At 66.6% G+C, this 22,948-nt stretch carries 20 protein-coding genes and 1 pseudogene; 13 read left to right on the forward strand and 8 right to left on the reverse strand.

Annotated features, from left to right (window positions below):
- The first annotated feature begins 61 nt into the window (after positions 1–61).
- Positions 62–2,833 carry a valine--tRNA ligase gene (locus IB230_RS07265; RefSeq protein WP_192270449.1) on the forward strand — a complete coding sequence of 924 codons (2,772 nt, stop codon included), beginning with the start codon at positions 62–64 and terminating at the stop codon, positions 2,831–2,833.
- Positions 2,834–2,906: 73 nt separating this feature from the next.
- Here the strand turns inward: IB230_RS07265 and rimI are convergent, their stop codons facing one another.
- From rimI to pssA, 3 genes are read right to left on the reverse strand one after another with little or no spacing between them, the layout of a single operon-like run.
- Positions 2,907–3,416 (reverse strand): ribosomal protein S18-alanine N-acetyltransferase, encoded by a 510-nt coding sequence (gene rimI, locus IB230_RS07270; protein ID WP_192270451.1) that lies wholly within the window; start codon positions 3,414–3,416, stop codon positions 2,907–2,909.
- Complete coding sequence (locus IB230_RS07275; protein WP_192271361.1) at positions 3,413–3,853, reverse strand: alanine acetyltransferase; 441 nt, start codon at positions 3,851–3,853, stop codon at positions 3,413–3,415. The genes rimI and IB230_RS07275 overlap by 4 nt, the downstream gene beginning before the upstream one ends.
- A 2-nt stretch (positions 3,854–3,855) precedes the next feature.
- Positions 3,856–4,635: a CDP-diacylglycerol--serine O-phosphatidyltransferase gene (pssA, locus tag IB230_RS07280; RefSeq protein WP_192270453.1), complete on the reverse strand. Its 780-nt coding sequence runs from the start codon at positions 4,633–4,635 to the stop codon at positions 3,856–3,858.
- Between the two features lie 91 nt (positions 4,636–4,726).
- Between pssA and IB230_RS07285 the strand changes: the two genes are divergently transcribed.
- The 4 genes and pseudogenes from IB230_RS07285 to IB230_RS07300 all read left to right on the forward strand — a co-directional run.
- Positions 4,727–5,122, forward strand: a complete 396-nt coding sequence (locus IB230_RS07285; RefSeq protein WP_192270455.1) for a DUF4124 domain-containing protein — start codon at positions 4,727–4,729, stop codon at positions 5,120–5,122.
- A gap of 9 nt (positions 5,123–5,131) precedes the next feature.
- Positions 5,132–5,422 carry a DUF4124 domain-containing protein gene (locus tag IB230_RS07290; RefSeq protein ID WP_192270457.1) on the forward strand — a complete coding sequence of 97 codons (291 nt, stop codon included), beginning with the start codon at positions 5,132–5,134 and terminating at the stop codon, positions 5,420–5,422.
- 70 nt (positions 5,423–5,492) lie between these two features.
- Positions 5,493–7,187, forward strand: coding sequence for a proline--tRNA ligase (locus IB230_RS07295; RefSeq protein WP_192271363.1), 1,695 nt, complete (start codon positions 5,493–5,495; stop codon positions 7,185–7,187).
- 139 nt (positions 7,188–7,326) lie between these two features.
- A pseudogene (locus IB230_RS07300) lies at positions 7,327–7,692 on the forward strand (H-NS histone family protein); the annotation flags it as partial.
- Positions 7,693–7,758: 66 nt separating this feature from the next.
- Here IB230_RS07300 and IB230_RS07305 read toward each other — a convergent pair.
- Entirely contained in the window at positions 7,759–9,006 is a 1,248-nt protein-coding gene (locus tag IB230_RS07305) for a threonine/serine exporter family protein (protein WP_192271365.1), read from the reverse strand.
- A 103-nt stretch (positions 9,007–9,109) separates the two neighbouring features.
- On the opposite strand from IB230_RS07305, the gene IB230_RS07310 reads away from it, so the two are divergent.
- The 5 genes from IB230_RS07310 to IB230_RS07330 are packed head-to-tail and all read left to right on the forward strand — an operon-like array spanning position 9,110 to position 13,464.
- Positions 9,110–9,982, forward strand: a complete 873-nt coding sequence (locus IB230_RS07310) for a DMT family transporter (protein WP_192270461.1) — start codon at positions 9,110–9,112, stop codon at positions 9,980–9,982.
- Positions 9,979–11,094, forward strand: coding sequence for an MlaE family lipid ABC transporter permease subunit (locus IB230_RS07315; RefSeq protein WP_192270464.1), 1,116 nt, complete (start codon positions 9,979–9,981; stop codon positions 11,092–11,094). Before IB230_RS07310 ends, IB230_RS07315 begins: the two co-directional genes overlap by 4 nt.
- A gap of 4 nt (positions 11,095–11,098) precedes the next feature.
- Positions 11,099–11,908 (forward strand): ABC transporter ATP-binding protein, encoded by an 810-nt coding sequence (locus IB230_RS07320; protein WP_192270466.1) that lies wholly within the window; start codon positions 11,099–11,101, stop codon positions 11,906–11,908.
- Positions 11,909–11,911: 3 nt separating this feature from the next.
- Complete coding sequence (locus IB230_RS07325; RefSeq protein ID WP_192270468.1) at positions 11,912–12,838, forward strand: MlaD family protein; 927 nt, start codon at positions 11,912–11,914, stop codon at positions 12,836–12,838.
- Positions 12,835–13,464: an ABC-type transport auxiliary lipoprotein family protein gene (locus IB230_RS07330; RefSeq protein WP_192270470.1), complete on the forward strand. Its 630-nt coding sequence runs from the start codon at positions 12,835–12,837 to the stop codon at positions 13,462–13,464. The genes IB230_RS07325 and IB230_RS07330 overlap by 4 nt, the downstream gene beginning before the upstream one ends.
- Positions 13,465–13,470: 6 nt before the next feature.
- Here the strand turns inward: IB230_RS07330 and IB230_RS07335 are convergent, their stop codons facing one another.
- Positions 13,471–14,094, reverse strand: a complete 624-nt coding sequence (locus IB230_RS07335; protein ID WP_192270472.1) for an alpha-ketoglutarate-dependent dioxygenase AlkB — start codon at positions 14,092–14,094, stop codon at positions 13,471–13,473.
- Positions 14,095–14,159: 65 nt separating this feature from the next.
- Between IB230_RS07335 and IB230_RS07340 the strand changes: the two genes are divergently transcribed.
- Both IB230_RS07340 and IB230_RS07345 read left to right on the forward strand, forming a co-directional pair.
- A complete protein-coding gene (locus IB230_RS07340; RefSeq protein ID WP_225589236.1) occupies positions 14,160–15,788 on the forward strand; it encodes an electron transfer flavoprotein-ubiquinone oxidoreductase in 1,629 nt (542 codons plus the stop codon).
- 82 nt (positions 15,789–15,870) lie between these two features.
- Positions 15,871–17,871, forward strand: a complete 2,001-nt coding sequence (locus tag IB230_RS07345) for a glycoside hydrolase family 99-like domain-containing protein (RefSeq protein WP_192271367.1) — start codon at positions 15,871–15,873, stop codon at positions 17,869–17,871.
- An 86-nt stretch (positions 17,872–17,957) separates the two neighbouring features.
- Here IB230_RS07345 and IB230_RS07350 read toward each other — a convergent pair whose 3' ends face one another.
- The 3 genes from IB230_RS07350 to IB230_RS07360 all read right to left on the reverse strand — a co-directional run bounded on the left by IB230_RS07350 (position 17,958) and on the right by IB230_RS07360 (position 21,881).
- Positions 17,958–20,255 carry an FG-GAP-like repeat-containing protein gene (locus IB230_RS07350; RefSeq protein WP_225589446.1) on the reverse strand — a complete coding sequence of 766 codons (2,298 nt, stop codon included), beginning with the start codon at positions 20,253–20,255 and terminating at the stop codon, positions 17,958–17,960.
- Positions 20,256–20,517: 262 nt separating this feature from the next.
- Positions 20,518–21,150 (reverse strand): CoA transferase subunit B, encoded by a 633-nt coding sequence (locus IB230_RS07355; RefSeq protein WP_192270478.1) that lies wholly within the window; start codon positions 21,148–21,150, stop codon positions 20,518–20,520.
- Entirely contained in the window at positions 21,150–21,881 is a 732-nt protein-coding gene (locus tag IB230_RS07360) for a CoA transferase subunit A (protein WP_192270480.1), read from the reverse strand. Before IB230_RS07360 ends, IB230_RS07355 begins: the two co-directional genes overlap by 1 nt.
- 118 nt (positions 21,882–21,999) lie before the next feature.
- Here IB230_RS07360 and IB230_RS07365 point away from each other — a divergent pair, with 118 nt between their 5' ends.
- A complete protein-coding gene (locus tag IB230_RS07365) occupies positions 22,000–22,932 on the forward strand; it encodes a hypothetical protein (RefSeq protein WP_192270482.1) in 933 nt (310 codons plus the stop codon).
- The last annotated feature ends 16 nt before the right edge of the window (positions 22,933–22,948 follow it).

A 22,948-nucleotide genomic window follows, 5' to 3' on the forward strand; every position in this document is an offset into this window, starting at 1 on the left:
TACCTCAATCAATGACACTCCAAGACACTGGATTCCCGCCTTCGCGGGAACGACGAACAAGATGACCGACCTCGCCTCCAGCTACGACCCGAAATCCTTCGAATCCCGCCTGTACGCGCAGTGGGAAGCCGCCGGCTACTTCAAGCCCAGCGGCACGGGCCAGCCCTACACCGTGCTGCTGCCGCCGCCGAACGTCACCGGCACGCTGCACATGGGCCATGCGTTCCAGCACACGCTGATGGACGCGCTGGTGCGCTACCACCGCATGCGCGGCTACGACACGCTGTGGCAGATGGGCACCGACCACGCCGGCATCGCCACCGAGATGGTGGTCAGCCGCAACCTGGCGCAGGAAGGCAAGGGCGAGACCCGCGATTCGCTGGGCCGTGACGGCTTCATCGCCAAGGTCTGGGAATGGAAGGCGCAGTCCGGCGACACCATCGAGCGCCAGATGCGCCGCATGGGCACGTCCGGCGACTGGTCGCGCAGCACCTTCACGATGGACGAAGACGCATCGAGGGCCGTCATCGAGGCTTTCGTGCGCTGGCACCAGCAGGGCCTGATCTACCGCGGCCAGCGCCTGGTCAACTGGGACCCGGTGCTGAAGACCGCGATCTCCGACCTGGAAGTGGAGAACGTGGAGGAAGACGGCTTCCTGTGGTCGATCGAATACCCGCTCGCCGACGGCAGCGGAACGCTGGTCGTCGCCACGACGCGTCCGGAAACCATGCTCGGCGACACCGCGGTGATGGTGCACCCGGAAGACGAGCGCTACGCGCACCTGATCGGCAAGGCGGTGAAGCTGCCGCTGACCGACCGCGAGATTCCGGTGATCGCCGACGACTACGTCGATCGCGAGTTCGGCACCGGCGTGGTCAAGGTCACGCCCGCGCACGACTTCAACGACTACCAGGTGGGCCTGCGCCACGACTTGCCGCTGATCAACCTGCTGACGCCGACCGCGGCGATCAACGAGAACGCACCGGCGAAGTACCAGGGCCTGGATCGCTACGAAGCGCGCAAGGTCGTGCTGGCGGATCTCGAAGACCTCGGCCTGCTGGTCGAGACCAAGCCGCACAAGCTGCAGGTGCCGCGCGGTGACCGCACCAACCAGGTGATCGAGCCGTACCTGACCGACCAGTGGTTCGTGAAGATGGACGCGCTGGCCAAGCGCGGCCTCGAACTCGTCGAGTCCGGCGAAGTGAAGTTCGTCCCGCCGAACTGGATCAACACCTACCGCCACTGGATGGAGAACATCCAGGACTGGTGCATCAGCCGCCAGCTCTGGTGGGGCCACCGCATTCCCGCGTGGTTCGACGCCGACGGCACCTGCTACGTCGGCCGCGACGAAGCAGAAGCGCGCGCGAACGCCGGCCTGTCCGCCGACGTCGCACTGACGCAGGACAGCGACGTGCTGGAGACCTGGTTCTCCTCGCAGCTGTGGCCGTTCAGCACGATGGGCTGGCCCAACGAGCAGGCGATGGCCGAACGTGGCTTCGACCGCTACCTGCCGTCGTCGGTGCTGGTCACCGGCTTCGACATCATCTTCTTCTGGGTGGCGCGCATGGTCATGGCCACCGACAGCTTCGTCGGCAAGGTGCCGTTCCGCGACGTCTACATGACCGGCCTGATCCGCGACAAGGACGGCCAGAAGATGTCCAAGTCGAAGGGCAACGTGCTGGACCCGCTCGACATCATCGACGGCATCTCGCTGGAGGACCTGGTGGCCAAGCGCACCGGTGGCCTGATGCAGCCGAAGATGGCCGAGAAGATCGAGAAGGCCACGCGCAAGGAGTTCCCGGACGGCATCGTGCCGCACGGCGCCGATGCGCTGCGCTTCACCATCGCCGCACTGGCGACACACGGCCGCGACATCAAGTTCGACATGGGTCGCGCCGAGGGTTACAAGAACTTCTGCAACAAGCTGTGGAACGCCACCCGCTTCGTGCTGATGAACACCGATGGCTTCACCGCCGCCGGTGCGCCGCAGCCGAAGACCGATGCCGAGAAGTGGATCCTGTCGCGCCTGGCCAAGGTCACCGCCGAGGCCGGCACGCAGTTCGCCGGCTACCGCTTCGACCTGCTGTCGCAGGCGCTGTACGAGTTCGCGTGGAACGAGTTCTGCGACTGGTTCGTCGAACTGGCCAAGCCGGCGCTCAACGGCGACGACAAGGACGCGGCCGACAGCACGCGCCACACGCTGCTGTACGTGCTGGAATCGCTGCTGCGCCTGCTGCATCCGCTGACCCCGTTCGTCACCGAGGAACTGTGGCAGCAGGTCGCGCCGAAGCTCGGCATCGACGGCGGTACCGTTTCGCTGCGTCCCTACCCGACGGCGGACGACTTCGCCGGCCAGGACTACGCGCAGGCCGACGCCGATGTGGAATGGCTGAAGACGATGGTCTCCACGCTGCGCCGCGTGCGCAGCGAGCTCAACGTCTCGCCGGGCAAGACCGTGCGCCTGCTGCTGCAGGACGGCACCGGCAACGATCGCGCCCGCATCGCGCGCTTCGCGTCGTCGCTGTCGTTCCTGCTGAAGCTCGACGACATCGCGTGGCTCGATGCCGGCGCCGATGCGCCCGCCTCCGCGGCCGCCGTGGTCGGCGAGCTGAAGCTGCTGGTGCCGCTGGAAGGCCTGGTCGACCTGGACGCCGAGCGCGCGCGCCTGGACAAGGAAATCGCCCGCGTCGCCGGCGAGAAGGACAAGAGCGAAGCCAAGCTGGCCAAGTTCACCGACAAGGTGCCGGCGGCGGTGGTCGAACAGGAGCGCCAGCGCCTGGTCGACTGGAGCAACCAGCTCGCCGCCCTGCACGGCCAGCGCGCGAAGCTCTGAGCCTCGTCATCCCGGCGAAGGCCGGGATGACGCTGAGATCGTCACAGCATGCGATGGCGGGCCCGGGCCCGCCCTACAGCGGCGGCATCGTGGTGATGTCGTCCGCGACCAGTTCGATCGCCATCACCAGCGCGTCCTCGCGACCGTCCTTCGCCGGGTAATAGCGCGGGCGGCGGCCGATCTCGTTGAAGCCTTCGCTGTGGTACAGGACGATCGCACCCGGGTTGGACGGGCGCACTTCCAGGAACACGCGCTGCACGCGGTGATCGCGGGCGATCTTCACCAGCGCCCGTAGCAGGTGACGACCGAGGCCACGGCCCTGCCGCTCGGGTGCGATGCAGATGTTCAGTACGTGCGCCTCGTCGGCGGCGATGCTCAGCAGCCCGTAGCCGATCACCAGGCCGTGCTCGGTCAGCACCCACGACGGGTAGCCGGCCTTGAGGCAGTCCTTGAAGATGCCGCGCGTCCACGGGAACGGATAGGCGCGCTGTTCGATCGCCATCACCGCGTCGAGGTCTCCCTCGCGCATCGGCCGCAGGCTGGACGTGGACACCGGTGAGGCCTCGACGCCCAGCGCGCTCATGCCGGCGAATCCCGCCGCAACCTGCGCAAGGTCGGCCACAGCGCGCGCTTGGCTGCCGGGTTGCCACGCAGGTCCGCCGAACTGGGCCATTGCGAGAACAGCGCCGCTGCGCCCGGCGCATTGGGATTGCAGCCGGACGCGCGGATCAGCGCGAAATGCAGCCGGTCGGGAAGCTTCGCGCCACCGGCCCGTGGCGCGGGCGGCGGGCGCACGGGCGCCGGCGTATCCATGGCCTCACGGGCCGGCGGGCGGGCGCGAGGCGCGAGTGCGGCAGGTGCGGTAGGTGCCGGATCGACGGCTTCGGTACGCGCGACAGGCGCCTCCGCGACCACCGGTGCACCCGCCTCGGTCGGCCAGTCGGCCGGCAGGTAGACGGCATGGCCGAGCGCGCGCAGCCAGCCCTGCTGCTCGGCCGACCACAGGCGGTCCGCCGCCAGGGTCACGCCGCCGCGTCCTTCTGCCGGCGCAGGCGCTGCCACAGCCAGAAACCGGGACCCGACAGCGCGTACACCACGCCCACCGCGAACAGCGTGCGCGGCAGGTCGATGAAGAGGATCGCCAGCACCAGCGGCACCAGTGCCAGCACCACAAACGGGATGCGATCGGCCTTGGCCCCGCCCTCGCCCGTGCCCTTGAAGCTCCAGAAGCGGATGCGGCTGACCATCAGCAGGGCCGCCACCAGCGTGACCCCCAGCGCCACGTAGCGCAACTCCTCGCCGGTCCAGCCCAGTTCGCCATCCGCGAAGGCCCAGACGAAGGACATCATCAGGCCCGCCGCCGCCGGGCTGGCGAGGCCGACGAACCAGCGCTTGTCCACGGTGCCGACCTGGGTGTTGAAGCGGGCCAGCCGCAGCGCCGCGCAGGCCGCGTAAAGGAAAGCCACCACCCAGCCGACCCGGCCCATCACCGTGCCGTCGAACTTCAGCGCCGACAGCGACCAGTGGTACATCACCAGCGACGGGGCCAGGCCGAAACTGACCAGGTCCGCCAGCGAGTCGTACTGCACGCCGAATTCGCTGCTGGTGCCGGTCAGCCGCGCCACGCGGCCGTCGATGCCGTCCATCAGGCCCGCCACGAACACCGCGATGGCGGCATTGACGAACTGGCCGTTGGCCGCGGCGATGATCGCGAAGAACCCCGCGAACAGGCCGGCGGTGGTGAACAGGTTGGGCAACAGGTAGATCCCTCGCGAGCGCGGGGGCGGCTTGATTTCGTTCATGGGTCGCAGTTTAGCCCAGCGGTCCGCCGGTCGGCTTGCCTGCGCGCCCCGGGGGTGCTGCAATCAGGCCTCCCGCGATCCGGAGCTTCCCATGCGCCTCCTGCCCTGCCTCACCGTGCTGGCGCTTTGCCTGGCGACCGCCACCACCGTGCAGGCCCAGCAGGTCTACCAGTGGAAGGACAAGAACGGCGTGACCCACTACTCGGACAGCCCGCCGCCCAACCAGACCGTGCAGAACCGGCGCATCAACCAGTACGGGGCCGCGGCCGCGGAAACGTCCCAGCCGGCCGGCAAGGCCGTCGAGAACGCGCAGTGCACGGCGGCACGCGGCAACCTGCAGATCCTGGCGGCCAACAAGGGCACGATCCAGCAGGACACCGACGGCGACGGCAAGCCGGATACGACCCTCGACGACGCCGGTCGCGAAAACCAGCGCAACCTCGCCGAGGCCGCGGTGAAGGCCTACTGCACGTCCGCCGGCACCTGATCGCAGCGGATGCGCGCCTGGCTGGCGATCGCGGCAGGCGTCGCACTGGGTGTCGGTACCGCCTGGTGGCTGTCCCGCGAATCGCCCGACACCACCGCACGCAAGCAGGCCCGCGCCGAACAGGCCGCCGCCGCGCAGGTTCGTGATGCGCGCCCGTCGCTGTACCGATGGCGCGACGACGCCGGCGTCCTGCAGATCACCGAGCAGCCTCCTGCGGACCGACGCTATGAGCGCATCGACCGGGACACCCCGGCCGGCATCCGCGTCAACGGCGACGCCGCGGCGAACGACGCGGATTGATCGTCCACCGCCCCGCCCGCGGCCAAGGCTGGCAAAATAGCCGATTCGTCCCTCCCGGATCCCCATGCCGATGCGTCTGTCGCAGTTCCACCTCCGCACCACCAAGGAAACCCCGGCCGACGCCGAACTCGTCAGCCACCAGCTGATGCTGCGCGCCGGCATGATCCGCAAGCTGGCCGCCGGCCTGTACACCTGGTCGCCGCTGGGCCTGCGCGTGCTGCGCAAGGTGGAAACGGTGGTGCGCGAGGAGATGGACAACGCGGGCGCGATCGAAATGATCATGCCCACCATCCAGCCGCGCGAGCTGTGGGACGAAACCGGGCGCTGGGAGAAGTTCGGCGGCCAGTTGCTCAAGATCACCGACCGCAAGGAGCAGCAGTTCTGCTACAGCCCGACCGCGGAGGAAGCCGTCACCGACTTCGCGCGCCAGGAGCTGGCCAGCTACAAGCAGCTGCCGGTCAATTTCTACCAGATCCAGACCAAGTTCCGCGACGAGATCCGTCCGCGCTTCGGCGTGATGCGCGCGCGCGAATTCGTGATGAAGGATGCCTACTCCTTCCACATCACCGACGAGGACCTGGCACGCGAGTACCGCAACATGCATGCGGCGTACACGCGCATCTTCACCCGCCTGGGCCTGGACTTCCGTGCCGTGCAGGCCGACAGCGGCGCCATCGGCGGCGATGCTTCGCAGGAATTCCACGTGCTGGCCGAGTCCGGCGAGGACTCCATCGCGTTCTCCACCGGCTCGGACTACGCCGCCAACGTCGAGAAGGCGCAGGCCGGCGAGCCCGGTCCGCGTCCGGCGGCGTCGGAGACGATGAACAAGGTCGCCACGCCCACGCAGAAGACGTGCGAAGACGTCGCCGCCCTGCTCGGCATCCCGCTGCAACGTACGGTGAAGTCGATCGCGGTGATGACCGACGGCGGCTTCGTGCTGGCGCTGGTGCGCGGCGACCATGCCGTCAATGAAATCAAGCTGGGCAAGATCGCCGGCATGGCCGAGTACCGCCTGGCGACGGAAGCGGAAATCCTCGCCCATCTCGGCAGCGAACCGGGCTTCCTCGGCCCGATCGGCGCGAAGCAGGCGATCCGCGTGATCGCCGACCGCGACGTCGCGGCGATGGCGGACTTCGTCGTCGGCGCCAACGAGGCCGGTTTCCACCTTGCCGGCGTCAATTGGGGCCGCGACCTGCCCGAGCCCGAGACCATTGCCGACATCCGCAACGTGGTGGAGGGCGACAGGGCGGCCGATGGCGGCGAGATCCGCCTGGTCCGCGGCATCGAAGTGGGTCACGTGTTCCAGCTCGGCCGCAAGTACAGCGAGGCGATGAAGTTCACCGTGCTGGACGACACCGGCAAGGCCACCACGCCGGCGATGGGCTGCTACGGCATCGGCGTGTCGCGCATCGTCGCCGCCGCCATCGAACAGAACCACGATGCCAACGGCATCATCTGGCCCGTCCCGATGGCGCCGTGGACCGTGGCCATCTGCGTGATCAACCCCAAGAACGACGGCGCCGTAACCGCGGCCGCCGAGCAACTGCTGCAGGAACTGCAGTCCGCGGGCATCGAAGCGGTGCTCGATGACCGCGGCCTGCGTCCGGGCGCGATGTTCGCCGACATCGAACTCATCGGCATTCCGCATCGCGTCGTGGTATCCGAGCGCGGCCTGGCGGCCGGCACGTTCGAGTATCGCGCGCGACGTGCGGACGAGGCCGAGAACATCGGTCGCGACGAACTGCTGGCACGCCTGCACGGCTGACGCGATCGTCGATCCGTGCGCAAATGCGTGGGCGCGGTCACGTGTCCACGCCTCCTGCTGGTTTGTGCCGCGATTAAGTCGTCATTATCATCGTGTCTCTGCCATGGACGGGCGTTTCCCTTCCTGACTGGAGATACTGATGTCGATCGACCTGCGTAACCTGTCCGCCAAACAGCTTGGCACCCTGATCGCCAAGGCCAAGGAACAGCAGACCAAGCTGGCCAAGCGCACCCCCATCGCCACGGTCCGCGGCAAGATCACCAAGTTCGCGAAGGCCGAGGGTTATACGCTGGAGGAACTGTTCGGCACGCCGGGGACGCGCACGACCGCCAAGGCCGCCGCAAAGCCCGGCCCGCGCGCCGGCAAGAAACTCGGCAAGGTCGCGCCGAAGTACCGCAATCCGGCCAATCCGAAGGAAACCTGGACCGGCCGCGGCAAGCATCCGCGCTGGATGGCCGCCCTGGTCGCCAAGGGCAAGAAGGCGGAAGACTTCCTGATCAAGAAGAAATAATCGCCGTCGGCATGAGCAAAGGAACGGGAGGCCTCGGCCTCCCGTTTCGTTTTGCGCGGCTCAGAGATTCTTGCGCGAGGAGATCAGCAGGTTGCCGAACAGCAGGCCGGCGACCAGCGCCATCACCACGTTGGTGACCGCGAGCAACGCGGATTGGCCTACACCCACGTCCTGCTGCTGCACCAGGGTCAGCAGCCCGCGCAGGCTGGTACTGCCGGGCACCAGCATCAGGATGCCGGGAACGCGGATCAGTGCACCCGGTCGGTTGGCCCAGCGCGCGAACGCGTTGCCCGCTGCGGTCAGTGTCAGCGCCGACAGGAAGATGCCCACGGGGCTGCCCCAGGCCTGCCCCGCGTAACGCGAAATGCTGTAGCCGGCGATCGCCGCGGCCATCACCCAGAAATAGTCGCGGCGATGCGCCTTGAACAGCACGGCGAACGCATAGGCCGCCACGATCATCGCGCTCCACTCCACCCATTCCGGCTGCGGCCGCGACGCACGCACGTCCGGGTACAGCCCCATCAGCTGCGCCAGCGTCACCGCGATCATGCTGCCCACCGTCAGCTTCAGCACCGTCGCCAGCGCGCCGGCGAAGCGCGCAACGCCGGATACCAGATGCTGGCTGGTCAGTTCGTTCACCGCGTTGGTCAGCGCCATGCCGGGCAGCAGCACGATCAGCGAGGCGATGATCACCGTGTTGAGGTTCAGCGGTGCGATGAAGTTCGCCACCAGGATCGCCACGAAACCGGCGACCAGCGCGGAGATCGCGTCGCTGGCCTCCTTCATCTTCGGCCGACGCGCGATCAGCTCGCCCAGCACGCCGATGATCACGCCGATCAGGCCCGCCGTCGCCATGTCCAGCCACGGCAGCCGCCACAGGCCGGCTACCGCAGCGGCGGCCAGGCCCGACGCGAAGATCTGCATCGCGCGCCAGCGCACGCTCGGTGTGCGGTCCAGCGCGCGCAAGGCCGTGTGGCCCTGGGCGATGCTCATCTGGCCCGCCGAGACGGCATCGGCGATGCGGTCGGCTTCGCTGAGCTTGTGCAGGTCGGTCTCGCCTGGCGCCAGCCGGATCACGCGCGTGCTGTCGCTCGCACCCAGCGGTCGCGCCGGATCGCTGAAACTGAGGATCAGCCCCGTCGGGTTCGACCACGGCTCGCAGTCCAGCCCCAGGCGCTGGGACAGGCCCACCACCGTGCCTTCCAGCCGCTGCGCGGTGGTGCCGTAGCTGTGCAGGCGGCCGGCGATCTCGCAGACGAAGGCGATGCGCTGGGCATAGGTGGCAGTGGTCAGCATGTCGTCGGCCATCGGCACAGTATCGCCCAAGGTGGCGCACGGTGGCTTCATGCCGGCCCGCTTACACTGTGCGCGGACGATGCGGGCAGGGGGCACGGTGGGGATCGGCGAAGCCATGGCACTGGGCAGCGCGGCCGCGTGGGCGGTCGGCGTGATCCTGGCGCGCCAGCTCGGCGCGTACCTGCCGCCACTGGCGCTCAACCTGTTGAAGAACGGGCTGGTGCTGGCCGTGCTCGCTCCGGCGGCACTGCTCGTTTACGCCGGGGAATGGCCGGTGCTGCCCGCGCGCGATGTCGCGATCGTGCTGGCCAGCGGCGTCATCGGTATCGCGCTGGCGGACACGCTGTACTTCCGCGCGCTCAACGAGCTCGGCGCCGGTCGCATGGGCATCATCGGCAATCTGTACAGCCCGCTGGTGCTGCTGCTGGGCTTCGTTTTCCTCGACGAGCGCCTGGGCGGCGCGCAGTGGGTGGGGTTCGCGCTGGTGGCAATGGGTGTGCTGCTGGTCAGTCGCCCGCCCGGCGAATGGCGCACGCATCCGCAGCACACCGCACGCGGCGTGCTGCTCGGGCTGCTCGCGATCGCATTGATGGCCGTGGCCATCGTCATGGTGAAGCGCACGCTGGAAACGCAGCCACTGCTGTGGGTGACGCTGCTGCGCCTGGTCGGCGCGGTCGCCGGCCTGTTGCTGCTGGCCACCCTGCCGGCCATGCGCAAACGCATGCATTTCATCGCCCGCGATGTGCCCTGGCACCGGCTGGTGTTCGCCGCACTGGTCGGACAGGGACTGTCCATGGTGCTGTGGCTGGGTGGCTACAAGTACACCAGCGCGTCGGTGGCGGCGATCCTCAACGAGTGCGCTTCGGTGTTCCTGGTGGTGCTGGCCGCGCTCTGGCTGCGCGAGCCGCTGGGCCGCCGTGCCTTTGTCGGCGTGCTGCTAACGTTCAGCGGGATAGCCTGTATGCTCCTTGGCCGAGCGACGCCATGACCCCCACCCCTGCCCGCCCGCAGTACGAAGCCGATCCTTCCGACCCTCAGCGGGTGCGGCTGGCGGGCGACTGGACGCTCGCCAGCGCGCTGACCGTGGCCGACCAGTTGAAGTCCTTGCCCGACGCCGTGAACCGGCTCGACGCGACCGCGATCAACCGTATCGATTCTGCCGGCGTGCTGCAGTTGCTGCGCTTCGCCAAGCGTCGCGGCATGGACCCGTCCGATATCGAATTCCGCCAGGACCACCAGGCCCTGGTCAGCACCATCGAAGACGTCGCCGACGACCGTCCGCCGCGCAAGCGCGACTATGGCGTGCTCGCCGCGCTGTCGCGCCTCGGCTATCGCGTGCACGAGAACGGGCAGGAGATCGTCGCGCTGCTGAGTTTCACCGGCGAGAACCTGGTGAAACTGGTGCGCATGGTGAAGGAACCGCGCCGCTTCCGCGCCACGGCCACCGTGGCGCACATGGAGGCCGTGGGCCTGGATGCCGTGCCGCTGGTGATCCTGCTGTCGTACATGGTGGGTGCGGTGATCGCCTTCCTCGGTTCCACCGTGCTGCGCGACTTCGGCGCGGAAATCTACGTGGTGGAACTGGTCAGCATCGCCTTTCTGCGCGAGTTCGCGGTGCTGATGACCGCCATCGTGCTGGCCGGCCGCACCGCGTCCGCGTTCACCGCGCAGATCGGCGCGATGAAGAGCCGCGAGGAGATCGATGCCATCCGCACGCTGGGCCTGGACCCGATCGACCTGCTGGTGATCCCGCGCCTGCTCGCGCTGCTGGTGATGCTGCCGCTGCTGACCTTCATTTCGATGATGGCCGGCCTGGCCGGCGGCGTCACCGTCGGCGCGTTCGACCTGGGCATTCCGCCGCAGATGTACATCGCGCGCATGCATGACACCATCGAGGTGACGCACTTCCTGGTGGGCATGTCGAAGGCGCCGATATTCGCGCTGGTGATCGGCCTGATCGGCTGCCTGGAGGGTTTGCAGGTGGAAGGCACCGCGCAATCGGTCGGCGAGCGCACGACGTCCAGCGTGGTGCAGACCATCTCGCTGGTCATCATCCTCGACGCGCTGGCCGCGTTGTGGTTCATGCACATGGATTGGTGAGCGGATGGCTGACGACACTCCCATCATCCAGGTGCGCGGACTCGTCAACCGCTTCGGCGAACAGACGGTGCACGAAGATCTCGACCTGGACGTCCGCCGTGGCGAGATCATCGGCGTGGTCGGCGGCTCGGGCACCGGCAAATCGGTGCTGATGCGTTCGATCCTCGGCCTGCGCCAGCCGAACGAAGGTCAGATCACCGTGCTCGGCGAGGACGCGCGCTCGGAAGATCCCGCCGCGCGCCAGCACATCGAGCGCAACACCGGCGTGCTGTTCCAGGACGGCGCCCTGTTCTCGTCGTTGACCGTCGGCGAGAACGTGCAGGTCCCGCTGAAGGAACACCATCCGGAACTGCCCGACAGCTGGCGCTACGAGCTTGCCCTGTTGAAGGTCAAGCTGGCGGGCCTGCCTGCCGATGCGATCAACAAGCTGCCATCGCAACTGTCCGGCGGCATGCGCAAGCGCGCGGGCCTGGCACGGGCACTGGCGCTGGATCCGCCGCTGCTGTTCCTCGATGAGCCCACGGCCGGCCTCGACCCGATCGGCGCGGCCGCGTTCGACCGGCTGATCAAGACGCTGCAGGAAGCGCTCGGACTTACCGTGTTCCTGATCACCCACGACCTGGACACGCTCTACGCGATCTGCGACCGCGTCGCCGTGCTGGCCGACCAGCGGGTGATCACGGTGGCGCCGCTGCAGGAGGTGGAGCGTTTCGACCACCCGTGGGTACAGGAGTATTTCCACGGTCCCCGCGCGCGCGCCGCGCGCAACGACCCGCAGGCCTCCGGGCCCCTCTCTTCGCAAACGGCGGTCTGATCCATGGAAACACGCGCCAACTACGTCCTCATCGGGGCCTTCACCCTCATCATCGCCGCGGCGCTGCTGCTGTTCGGCCTGTGGGCGGCGAAGTACTCCTCCGAACGCACCTGGCAGGAGTACCAGGTGGTGTTCCGCGAAGCGGTCACCGGCCTGTCGGTCGGCAGTCCGGTGCAGTACAACGGCATCGCGGTGGGCTCCATCACCAAGCTGTCGCTGGCCCCGAACGATCCGCGCCAGGTGATCGCACGCATCCGCGTGGAGTCGTACACGCCGGTGAAGACCGATACCCGTGCGAAGCTGGCGATCACCAGCCTGACCGGCCCCACCATCATCCAGCTGAGCGGCGGCACGCCCCAGGCGCCCACGCTCACCAGCGTGGACAGGCGCGACGCCCCGGTGATCCAGACCGCACCGTCGGCGCTGCAGAACATCACCGACACCGCCAACCGCATCGTCGAGCGGCTGGACCAGGTGCTCAGCGACAAGAACGTCGCCAGCATCACCACCACGCTCGAGAACCTGGAGTCGATGAGCACCTCGCTGGCCAGTCGTGAGGACGGGCTGAAATCGCTGATCACCAGTGCGCGCGATGCCGCGCAGAATCTGGACAAGACCCTCACCACCACCAACGGCACCATCGAGCGGCTCGACCAGAACCTGGTGCGCGAACTGCCGGGCATCCTCGACAAGCTGGACAAGACACTGTCGAAGCTGGATTCCGCGGCCGGCAATGCCGATGCGATCCTCGGCGAGAACCGTGCCGCGATCAGCAGCTTCGCCAACGATGGACTGGGCCAGTTGGGCCCCACGCTGACCGAACTGCGCGGCCTGGTGCGGGACCTGCGCCGGGTCAGCGACCGCCTCGAAGGCAATCCCGCGCGTTACCTGCTCGGCCGCGACGCACCCAAGGAGTTCGATCCGAAATGAAGCCGCTGCGCCTCTCCTTCGCCCTTCCCTTCGTCCTCATGCTGGCTGGCTGCTCGATCCTCGGCAGCGAACAGCGCGATCCGGTGACCATCTACGCGCCCGATGTGCGCGTGCCCGCGCGCACCGACTGGCCTAACGTCGGCTGGACGCTGGTCATCGCCAAGCCCACCGCCGCGCGCGTGATCGACAGCCCGCGCATTTCGGTACGCCCGACGCCAGGCGAATTGCAGGTCTACCGCGGTGTGTCGTGGGCGCAACCTGCCACCGACATCCTGCAGGATGCCGTGCAGCGCACGCTGGAAGACTCGGCGCGCATCCCCGCCGTCGCCAGTGCGGACGCCGGCATCCTGGGCGACTACAAGCTGGTCATGGACCTGCGCCGGTTCGAGGCCGACTACGCCGGCAATGCCTTGCCGTCCGCCGTGGTCGAAGTGAACGCCAAGCTGGTCAACAACCGCGACCAGCGCGTGGTCGCATCGCGGACGTTCCTGCAGCAGAAGCCCGCGACCGGCGTCGACGTGGCACAGGTGGCGGCCGCATTCGAACAGGCGCTGGAAGCGGCCACCGGCGACATCGTCGGCTGGACGCTGCTGTCCGGCAACAGCGATCCCAAGGCGGTTCGCTGACGCGCCTCAGCGCCGGCGCGACGGATCGATCCAGCGGAACGTCAGGTTGATCCGCGGCGCCGCGGGTTTAGCCGTGCGCGGCAACGCGTGGCGGTAACACCGCTGGGTGTCGCCCGCCATCACCAGCAGGCTGCCATGCGGCAGTTCGAGCGCAGAGCGCAGCGCCGGGTCCTGCCGGTGCCTAAGCACGAAACGGCGCACGCCGCCCAGACTGATCGAGGCGATCACGGGCTGCGGACCGAGCTCCGGCTCATCGTCGCTGTGCCACCCCATCGCATCGCGACCATCGCGATAGAGGTTCGCCAGCACGCTGTTGAACGGCACTCCCAGTTCGTTCTGCAGGCGCTCGCGCAGGGACGACAAAGGATCATTCCACGGGTGCGGCAGGAAATCGGCGCCCGAGTAGCGGTACACCGCAGCCGCATCGCCGATCCACGCGCTCAATCTTGGCGAATCGACGTGTCGGCCGAACATCCGGATGCGATGCACGCTCCAGGGAAGCGCCTGCCCGAGATCCTCGAACAGTGCGTCCGCCTGCGCGAGCGGTAGCCAGGCGGGCCGATAGAGCAGCGTTGCACCGGGCAGCGCGGCATCAGCTCCATCCCCGGTGAACGGCAACGGTATGGTCATCCCGGTGATGCTCGCGGATTTGCCCCGCCCCGCGCAAACCCCGAAAATACCGGGAGCCTAACGCCATGCTGGAGCCGAGCCCGATGTCCGATGTCGAACGCGATGTGATGGAGTACGACGTCGTGACCGTCGGCGCGGGGCCGTCGGGCCTCGCGTTCGCGATCCGGCTCAAGCAGCTGAACCCGGAGATTTCGGTCTGCGTGATCGAGAAGGCGAGCACCATCGGCGCGCATATCCTGTCCGGTGCGGTGATCGAGCCGCAGCCGCTCGATGCCCTGCTGCCCGGCTGGCGCGACAACCCGCCGCCGATCTGCGTGCCGGCCAAGGACGACGAGTTCTGGTTCTTCAGCAAGGACGGCGGCCACAAGTTCCCGCTCGTGCCGCCCGGCATGCGCAACCACGGCAACTTCATCGTGTCGCTCGGTGCGATGTGCGCCTGGCTCGCGCCGCAGGCCGAAGCGCTCGGCGTGGAGATCTATCCGGGTTTCGCCGCCTCCGAGACCCTGCACGACGACGACGGTACGGTCATCGGCGTGCGCATCGGCGACATGGGCATCGCGAAGGACGGCAGCCACAAGCCCGGTTACACGCAGGGCATCGACATCCGCGCCAAGATCACCGTGCTCGCCGAAGGCGCGCGCGGCCACCTGACCAAGCGGCTGGTGAAGCGCTTCGCACTGGACAAGGACAGCGACCCGCAAGCGTATTCGATCGGCATCAAGGAGCTGTGGCAGGTGCCGGAAGGCCGCGTCACGCCCGGCAAGATCGTGCACACGCTCGGCTGGCCGGCCAGCAACGACATCTACGGCGGCAGCTTCCTGTACCACCTGGAGAACAACCAGATCGCGCTGGGCTACGTCAGCGGTCTGGACTACAAGGACCCGGAGTACAAACCGTGGGAAGCCTTCCAGCAATGGAAGAACCACCCGCTGATCAAGCCAGTCCTGGAAGGCGGCAGCATCCTGTCCGCCGGCGCGCGCGCCATCGTCACCGGCGGTTGGCAGTCGCTGCCGAAGGTCGAAATGCCAGGCGCCCTGCTGATCGGCGATACCGCCGGTCTGCTCAACGTGCCGAAGATCAAGGGCACCCACCAGGCGATCCGCAGCGGCATGCTGGCCGCCGAGCACCTGGTGTCGTCGCAGCTCGCGCCCGAAGGTTTCGATGCGAAGCTGCGCGCATCCGATGCGATGGCCGAGCTGAAGTCCGTGCGCAACATCAAGCCGGGCTTCAAGAAGGGCCTGTGGTTCGGTATGGCCAACGCCGCCTGGGAGACCGTCACCGGCGGCCTCTCGCCATGGACGCTGAAAGTGAAGCCGGACTGGTCCTCGATCGACAAGGTTGGCGAACAGGAAGCGCCCAAGCGCGATTACGTGGACCGCACGCTGGCCCCGCGCGACCGCCTGCAGGGTGTCTACTTCGCCGCCACCGAACATGACGAAGACCAGCCCGTGCACCTGCGCGTGCACGACACCTCCGTCTGCGTCAGCCGCTGCGCCGACGAATACGACAACCCCTGCACGCGCTTCTGCCCGGCCGGTGTCTACGAGATCGTCGACGACGGCGAGGGCAAGCGCCTGCAGATCAATGCCGCGAACTGCGTGCACTGCAAGACCTGCGACATCAAGGACCCCTACCAGATCATCGACTGGGTGACGCCGGAAGGCGGCTCGGGGCCCAACTACCAGAACCTGTAGGAGTTCCGTGGCGAATCCCCTGTCCCGCCGCCTGCGCACCACGCTGTTCTATGCGCTGCGGACCGCGTTCCGCCTGACGCCCATGCCGCAGGGCACGCGTGACCGGTTGCGCGAACGATTTCTGGATACGAAGGGACACTGGGTTCCGGAAGGGCCGAAAGGGCAAGCACCGACAGGCGACCTGCCCCGTCGTCCTTACGTGCGCTCTGACGAGCGCGCTATCGGTTACGTGCCCTACGAAAAGGGTGAACTCCCGGACCCGCTACCCGCCACGCTGGTCGCGTTCTACCTGCCGCAGTTCCACACGATCCCCGAGAACGACGCCTGGTGGGGCAAGGGCTTCACTGAGTGGCGAAACGTCACCCGCGCTCTCCCGCAGTTCGAAGGCCACGACCAGCCGAAACTGCCCGGCGAACTCGGCTTCTACGATCTTCGCAACGTCGAGGTCATGCACGAACAGGCACGGCTCGCCCGCGAGTACGGCATCAGCGCGTTCTGCTTTTACTTCTACTGGTTCGGCGGCAAGACCCTGCTCGAAACGCCGCTGCGCAACTGGCTCAACGACAAGACGATCGACCTCAAGTTCTGCCTGTGCTGGGCCAACGAGAAGTGGACCCGCACTTGGGATGGCCGTGGCAGCGAGATCCTGATCGACCAGCAACACTCGCCTGAAGACGATATCGCCTTCATTGAACACGTGGCGGAGTACCTTCGTGATCCCCGTTACCTGCGCGTCGACGGCATGCCCCTCCTCCTCGTCTATCGCCCCGGCGTGTTTCCGGACATCAAGAGTACGATTGAGCGTTGGCGAGCGTGGTGCAGGAGCAATGGTGTTGGCGGCATACATATCGCATATGTACAAAGTTTCGATACGGCTGATCCCCGACATATGGGGTTCGATGCAGCGGTGGAGTTCCCGCCACTGGGGAGCAACCTGCCCTCTACGAACGACCAGTGGCGCCTGATCAACCCCTCCTACGGCGGCGACATCTTGGACTGGCGACAACTGCCAGAAGCCTCCCAGGCGAAGCAGCCTGTTGGATATCGCCAGTTTCCTGGAGTGAGTCCTCGCTGGGACAACGAAGCAAGGCGCCCCGGGCGCGGCCGAACATTCGTAAATGACCTGCCCTCGCGCTACGGCACCTGGCTAAGGAGAGCCATTGCCCGGACCCGCGCCCACGCCGAAGCAACGCCGGTGTTCATCAACGCGTGGAACGAATGGGCCGAAGGAGCCATGCTAGAGCCCTGTGCCGCGCGCGGTCATGCTTATCTCGATGCAACACGCCGCGCGCTCAACGCCGAGTCGGCGAAGGGCCATCACGCGGATGTGCAGGCTTGCGTGGTCGTCCATGCTTGGTACGTGGACGCATTCTCGGAAATTCTCGAGACTCTTACTTGCTGGGAGAGCCAGCTGTATCTCGTGGTGACGGCTCCCGCATCCATCGCGGAACAGCTGGACGACATGCTGAAGGCGCGGAGCGTGCCCCATGAACTCATCATCGTGGAGAACCGGGGGAGGGATATCCTGCCCTTCTTGGAACTTGCTTCCCGATTGGCTCGACGTGGTTTTGATGTCGTCCTGAAACTGCATACGAAGAAGTCACCCCATCGCGAGAACGGCGACAACTGGCGGCGCGAGCTCGTTCAACTGCTAGCGGGCAACGGGCGAGGAGACGCCATCCTTGCCGCATTCAAGCAGGACGAAACGCTGGGTATGGTGAGCCCGCATGGACATCTTCTTGGACTCGCAAGCTACCCGGGCGCCAATATGGTGGAGGCCCAGAAGATCGCGGATATGGCCGGTATCGGCGCCATTCCTGCTGATGCGAAATTCGTATCGGGAAGCATGTTCTGGGTCAGACTGAACTTACTTGCCACTCTCATCGAGTTGCCGCTGCGGATCTCGGATTTCCAAGACGAGAGCGGCCAAATCGACGGCACACTGGCCCACGTGATCGAACGCCTGTTCGCCGTCTTCGTCAAGGCTGCCGGCGGTCACGTCGCTACCACGGGCGAGCTACTGGGGCCCAGCGGAACGATCGTCGGCGCGCCAGAACTGTATCCGTACGCTGATCGCACCTGAAGCAGGTGGTACTGAACTCCTTACGCAAAAAAAACGCCAGAAGCGAGAGCTTCTGGCGCGCATATGGAGTCACGTGTGAGCTGGTATCAGCGGACGATTTCCCAACCCGCAGGATAGCCGCCGGCGTAATTGATCGGCACGATGCTAAACGCTCCGCTGGACTGTGCCTGCCACATCCAGAGTTCAGTACGCGCGGCATTGCGCCAGACAATATCTGCGCGTCCATCACCGTTGAAGTCACCGATGGTGGAAACAAAATAATTGGACGACACGGAACGCGCACCACCGCCGGTCCAACTCGCTCCATTCATCAACCAGTACTCGAGTAGACCTCCGCTCTGGTTGCGCCAGAACACATCGGCTCGGCCGTCCCCGTTGACGTCCCCGGCTCCCGCCACGTCCCAGCCTGCCGGGTACGAACGGACGAACTGCGTGCTGAAACTACCACCGCTGGCTGCCTGCCAGATGTAGAGCTGCGTCTTGGCGGTGTCGTACCACAGGATGTCGGCAAGACCGTCACCATTGAAATCAGCGACTGCTGCGACGCGATAGATACTGGCCACGGGACGTTGTCCGCCAGCGGACCATTGCGCTCCGTTCATCAGCCAGTACTCGAGCGCTTGCGCGCTGGCGTTATGCCAGAAGATGTCCGACCGGCCGTCACCGTTAACGTCACCAACGCCTGCAACGGTCCACCCCGCAGGGTAGGAACGGACGAAGGCGATGTCATAGCCACCCGAGGAATTACCCAGCCAGACGTACAGCTGGGTCTGCGCCGTATCGCTCCACAGAATGTCTGCGCGGCCATTGCCATCGAAATCACCGATGCCCAGCACCTTGTAGATACTCGAAACCGGGCGCGCACCCGCAGCTGTCCAGGACGGACCATTCATCAGCCATGGCTCGAGCTGTTGGGCGGTCGGGTTATGCCAGAAAATATCACTCCTGCCGTCTCCGTTGGCGTCCTGGTGGGCCCCTCCGGTGAAAGGCACTACCGTAGCCCGGAAGGCTGCGACAACAGGAATCGTCTGGTTCAAACTGCGCGCATTGTCTTCGCTGTTAGCCACACCGCAAGCCAGATTGCCCGCAGCACCGCAGGTACTCTTGAGCGGCGTCGAGAAGATGCGGTGCGCGATCTGACCCGTGTCGCCATACGCCATCACGGTGTAGAAATTGCCGGCCGCCGCCGCCGTCTTGTAACCGAAGGAGTAGGCGTAGCGGCCATACTGCAGCGCGCCGCCCGTCGTCGTCGAGTTGGCGCGGTCGTGCGCCGAGCCCATCAGGTGCGCGGCTTCGTGCACCAGCGTTTCGTCGGCGCAGTAGTAGGTCTTGCCGTCGGTGCCGGTGTCAAAACCATCGCTGATCACCGCGTAACCCCATGCCGCGTCGGCGGCGGTGATAGCGGTCTGGTTCGCACCGTTCAGCCATGCGATACCGCAACCTTCGTTCTCCGGCGTGTTGAACTTGCGCACCAGCACGGCGATATCGGCACCATACTGGTCACGCGCCGCGCGAAGAGGCGCCAAGCTTGCGGGAACGGTGACGGGGGAGCTGCCCGTACTGCCGGTCAGCTCCTGGAGCGCCGTCTGATTGGTATTGGTGTTGGTGTAACTGACCTGCAGGGCATTCACGATGCGCAGGTAGCCGTTGATGTCACTGTTTGCGAAGGCCTGGTTGCCCACCTGCACCAGAAAGACCAGTCGCGTCGCGGCACCGGAAGCGCCGCCATTGGCGGTGGCGAACTCGGGCGTGTAGCCGATCGCGACATCGATCGTATTGGCTGCGCTCGGCGGCGCAGCCTGCGCGACGGCCGTCGCACCCTGGCTCACCTGGGCGGACTGGCTGACAGCGGCCGCCATGGACGAGCGCAGGGTGGCGGCCTCGGGAATCATCACGTCCTCGTGGCCCTTCGTCGCCGACACCACTTTGGAGGGGTCGGTCTGGACGGCGAACACGGTGCCGTTGCGGGTCTGCAGGCTCAGGGCAGGCTTGCCGTTGGCCTGGGGAATCGAGCCGAACACGGCTTTCTCGCCGAACGTGATGATGGCTTCTTGCATCTGGTCGCCACCGACCACGCGGCCGATCCAGGTCCAGTTGCCGTCGATCTCTTCGACGTGACGCTCGTAGCGCAGCTTGACCTGGCTGCCGTCGGGCGATGGCACGGTCATTTCACCGGTGGCGATGCCCTTGAAAGCATGGGCCTCGCTGATGGTGGTCGGGAACCACGTGTAGGCGCCCTCCTGCTTGGTCGGCGCCGCCTTGTTCGGATAGGACAACAGCGTGCCGCGATCCGGAGCGCTGGCGATCGAAGCGCCGATCGCACGTGCGAGCGGCAGCGTCGTGGGAAGGCTGCCGACCGGCTTGCTGGCGGCGACACCGCGCATTCCTGCCACGCCGGATTCGGAACCCTCTCCACTGCACCCGGCCAAAACCAACATCAAGGCGCAAGCGCCAACCCGGAGTTTCATACGTACGCCTCTGAGAAAAAACGGATAGAGCCCCTGAACCGACACTATAGCCCAGCCGCTGGACTACAAATAGCCAACAGGTTCCCCTCTCCGCCTTATCGGCCGGGAAACGTACAGCTGAAAGTCAGACGTGCGGCTCGGCGCACGGCAAGCGGACTTGCGTCACGACTAGCGGTGCTCAGGCGGCCTTGAACGGGACGCCCGTCTTGGTTGCCAGCTCCGCTTCGGTCACGCCATCGGCCATTTCCATGAGTACGAGCCCCGCCGAAGTGACATCGAAGATGGCCAGGTCCGTGATGATCCTGTCAACGACCCCTACCCCGGTCAGCGGGAGATCGCAGTGGGGCAGGATCTTGTGGCTGCCGTCCTTCGCCACGTGCTCCATCAGCACGACGATGCGCTTGACGCCCGCCACCAGGTCCATGGCGCCGCCCATGCCCTTGACCATCTTGCCGGGCACCATCCAATTTGCGAGGTCGCCCTGGTCGGTCACCTGCATGGCGCCTAGCACGGCCAGGTCGATGTGGCCGCCGCGAATCATGGCGAAGGAATCATGACTGCCGAAGTAGCTGGCGCCTGCGCGGGCGGTGACCGTCTGCTTGCCGGCATTGATCAGGTCGGCGTCGACCTCGTCTTCGGTCGGGAACGGGCCGATGCCCAGCAGGCCGTTCTCCGACTGCAGCCAGACATCGACGCCGGCCGGGATGTGGTTGGCGACCAGGGTCGGCAGGCCGATGCCCAGGTTGACGTAGGCGCCATCGGTCAGTTCGCGGGCGGCGCGCTGCGCCATCTCATCGCGGGTCCAGGGCATCACTTGTCTCCTTGGCGGACGGTGCGCTGCTCGATGCGCTTCTCGGGGGTCGGGTTGTGGACAATGCGGTCCACATAGATGCCGGGCAGGTGCACATGGTCGGGATCGATTTCGCCGACTTCCACGACCTCCTCGACTTCCGCGATGCAGACCTTGCCGGCCATGGCGCAGGCCGGGTTGAAGTTGCGCGCCGTCTTGCGGAAGACCAGATTGCCGGCCTTGTCGGCCTTCCACGCCTTGACCAGTGACACGTCGGCGCTGAGGGCGGTTTCCATGACGTACCAGTGCTCGCCGAACTGGCGGGTTTCCTTGCCTTCGGCCACCACCGTGCCGTAGCCGGTGCGGGTGAAGAAGGCGGGGATGCCAGCGCCACCGGCGCGCAGGCGTTCGGCCAGCGTGCCCTGCGGGTTGAATTCCAGTTCCAGTTCGCCGGACAGGAACTGCCGCTCGAACTCCTTGTTCTCGCCCACGTAGGACGAAATCATCTTCTTGATCTGCCGGGTCTCCAGCAGCAGACCCAGGCCGAAGCCATCCACGCCGGCATTGTTGGAAATGGCGGTCAGGCCCTTGGCGCCGCTGTCGCGCAAGGCGCCGATCAACGCTTCCGGGATGCCGCACAGGCCGAAACCGCCGACCGCCAACGTCTGGCCATCGGCCACGACGCCCTTCAGCGCATCCGCCGCGCTGGGATAGAGCTTCTGCTTGCCTCTGGAGCCGGGGTTACCCGCCATGGCGCGATCCATTCAATGAGGAAAGCGCCATTCTACCCAGCGTCCTCCGACCGACACAGGTACTTTCGGGCAATGGGAATCGCGTGCGGGGCGTGCGCGCCCACGTACACTTGCCGGCATGAAGACCCTTGCCCTCGTCACGGCCGTGGCCGCCTCCAGCCACGACGACGATCTCGCGCCGCTGCTCGACGCCTGTGCCGAGGCCGGCTTGCATGCCCGTGCCGTAGCCTGGGACGACCCGACGGTCAGCTGGGGACGGTTCGATGCGGCGCTGCTGCGCTCACCTTGGGACTACACCGAACGCTTGCCGGAATTCCTGGCCTGGTGCGCGCAGGTCGATCGGGTAACGGAACTGCTCAACCCGCTCAACGTGGTGCGCTGGAACACCGACAAGCACTATCTGGCGGATCTCGCCACCGTCGGCATCCCGGTGGTACCCACGCATTTCGTGGAACCGGATGCCGAGCCGATGGAAGCGCTGGCCGCGTTCCTGGCCGCTTTCGACACGGCCGAGTTCGTGGTCAAGCCGACGGTCAGTGCCGGTGCACGCGACACCCAGAGGTACGCTCGCGACCAGCAGTTCGCCGCCGGCAACCATGTCGCCCGGCTGCTCGACCGGGAACGCAGTGTGATGCTGCAACCCTATCTCGCCTCAGTCGATCGATATGGCGAGACCGCACTGCTTTACTTCGATGGACAGTTCAGCCATGCCATCCGCAAGTCCGCCCAGCTCGCCCCGGGCGAAGGTGCGCGGCAGGCCCCGATGGCGTCAGGTGGCATCGCGGCCGGCAGTGCCACCTCCGCCGAACAGGCGCTGGCGGAGCGTGTGCTGGCCGCCACCGCGCGTTTGAGGCAGCTGGAGGCTCCGTTGGCGTATGCCCGCATCGACCTGCTGGCGGGTGCGGAAGGCGAGCCTTGCCTGCTGGAACTCGAACTTACCGAGCCCTCCCTGTTCTTCGCCCAGGCGCCTGGCAGCGCCGGCCGGTTTGCCGGCCTGCTGGCGGCACGCCTGGCAGACGGTACCGTACGGGCTCGCATGGACACCGCCTGACGGCTAAAATCGGCGT

This window comes from Pseudoxanthomonas sp. PXM01, from assembly GCF_014851815.1.
Lineage (GTDB): Bacteria > Pseudomonadota > Gammaproteobacteria > Xanthomonadales > Xanthomonadaceae > Pseudoxanthomonas_A.

What these genes read in the sequence shown, in the direction of transcription:
- IB230_RS07265 (WP_192270449.1), top strand. Translation starts at nt 62, where the DNA reads ATGACCGACCTCGCCTCCAGCTACGACCCGAAATCCTTCGAATCCCGC.
- rimI (WP_192270451.1), bottom strand. Translation starts at nt 3,416, where the DNA reads ATGAGCGCGCTGGGCGTCGAGGCCTCACCGGTGTCCACGTCCAGCCTG.
- pssA (WP_192270453.1), bottom strand. Translation starts at nt 4,635, where the DNA reads ATGAACGAAATCAAGCCGCCCCCGCGCTCGCGAGGGATCTACCTGTTG.
- IB230_RS07285 (WP_192270455.1), top strand. Translation starts at nt 4,727, where the DNA reads ATGCGCCTCCTGCCCTGCCTCACCGTGCTGGCGCTTTGCCTGGCGACC.
- IB230_RS07290 (WP_192270457.1), top strand. Translation starts at nt 5,132, where the DNA reads ATGCGCGCCTGGCTGGCGATCGCGGCAGGCGTCGCACTGGGTGTCGGT.
- IB230_RS07295 (WP_192271363.1), top strand. Translation starts at nt 5,493, where the DNA reads ATGCGTCTGTCGCAGTTCCACCTCCGCACCACCAAGGAAACCCCGGCC.
- IB230_RS07305 (WP_192271365.1), bottom strand. Translation starts at nt 9,006, where the DNA reads ATGGCCGACGACATGCTGACCACTGCCACCTATGCCCAGCGCATCGCC.
- IB230_RS07310 (WP_192270461.1), top strand. Translation starts at nt 9,110, where the DNA reads ATGGCACTGGGCAGCGCGGCCGCGTGGGCGGTCGGCGTGATCCTGGCG.
- IB230_RS07315 (WP_192270464.1), top strand. Translation starts at nt 9,979, where the DNA reads ATGACCCCCACCCCTGCCCGCCCGCAGTACGAAGCCGATCCTTCCGAC.
- IB230_RS07320 (WP_192270466.1), top strand. Translation starts at nt 11,099, where the DNA reads ATGGCTGACGACACTCCCATCATCCAGGTGCGCGGACTCGTCAACCGC.
- IB230_RS07325 (WP_192270468.1), top strand. Translation starts at nt 11,912, where the DNA reads ATGGAAACACGCGCCAACTACGTCCTCATCGGGGCCTTCACCCTCATC.
- IB230_RS07330 (WP_192270470.1), top strand. Translation starts at nt 12,835, where the DNA reads ATGAAGCCGCTGCGCCTCTCCTTCGCCCTTCCCTTCGTCCTCATGCTG.
- IB230_RS07335 (WP_192270472.1), bottom strand. Translation starts at nt 14,094, where the DNA reads ATGACCATACCGTTGCCGTTCACCGGGGATGGAGCTGATGCCGCGCTG.
- IB230_RS07340 (WP_225589236.1), top strand. Translation starts at nt 14,160, where the DNA reads ATGCTGGAGCCGAGCCCGATGTCCGATGTCGAACGCGATGTGATGGAG.
- IB230_RS07345 (WP_192271367.1), top strand. Translation starts at nt 15,871, where the DNA reads ATGCCGCAGGGCACGCGTGACCGGTTGCGCGAACGATTTCTGGATACG.
- IB230_RS07350 (WP_225589446.1), bottom strand. Translation starts at nt 20,255, where the DNA reads ATGCGCGGTGTCGCCGCCAGCAAGCCGGTCGGCAGCCTTCCCACGACG.
- IB230_RS07355 (WP_192270478.1), bottom strand. Translation starts at nt 21,150, where the DNA reads ATGCCCTGGACCCGCGATGAGATGGCGCAGCGCGCCGCCCGCGAACTG.
- IB230_RS07360 (WP_192270480.1), bottom strand. Translation starts at nt 21,881, where the DNA reads ATGGCGGGTAACCCCGGCTCCAGAGGCAAGCAGAAGCTCTATCCCAGC.
- IB230_RS07365 (WP_192270482.1), top strand. Translation starts at nt 22,000, where the DNA reads ATGAAGACCCTTGCCCTCGTCACGGCCGTGGCCGCCTCCAGCCACGAC.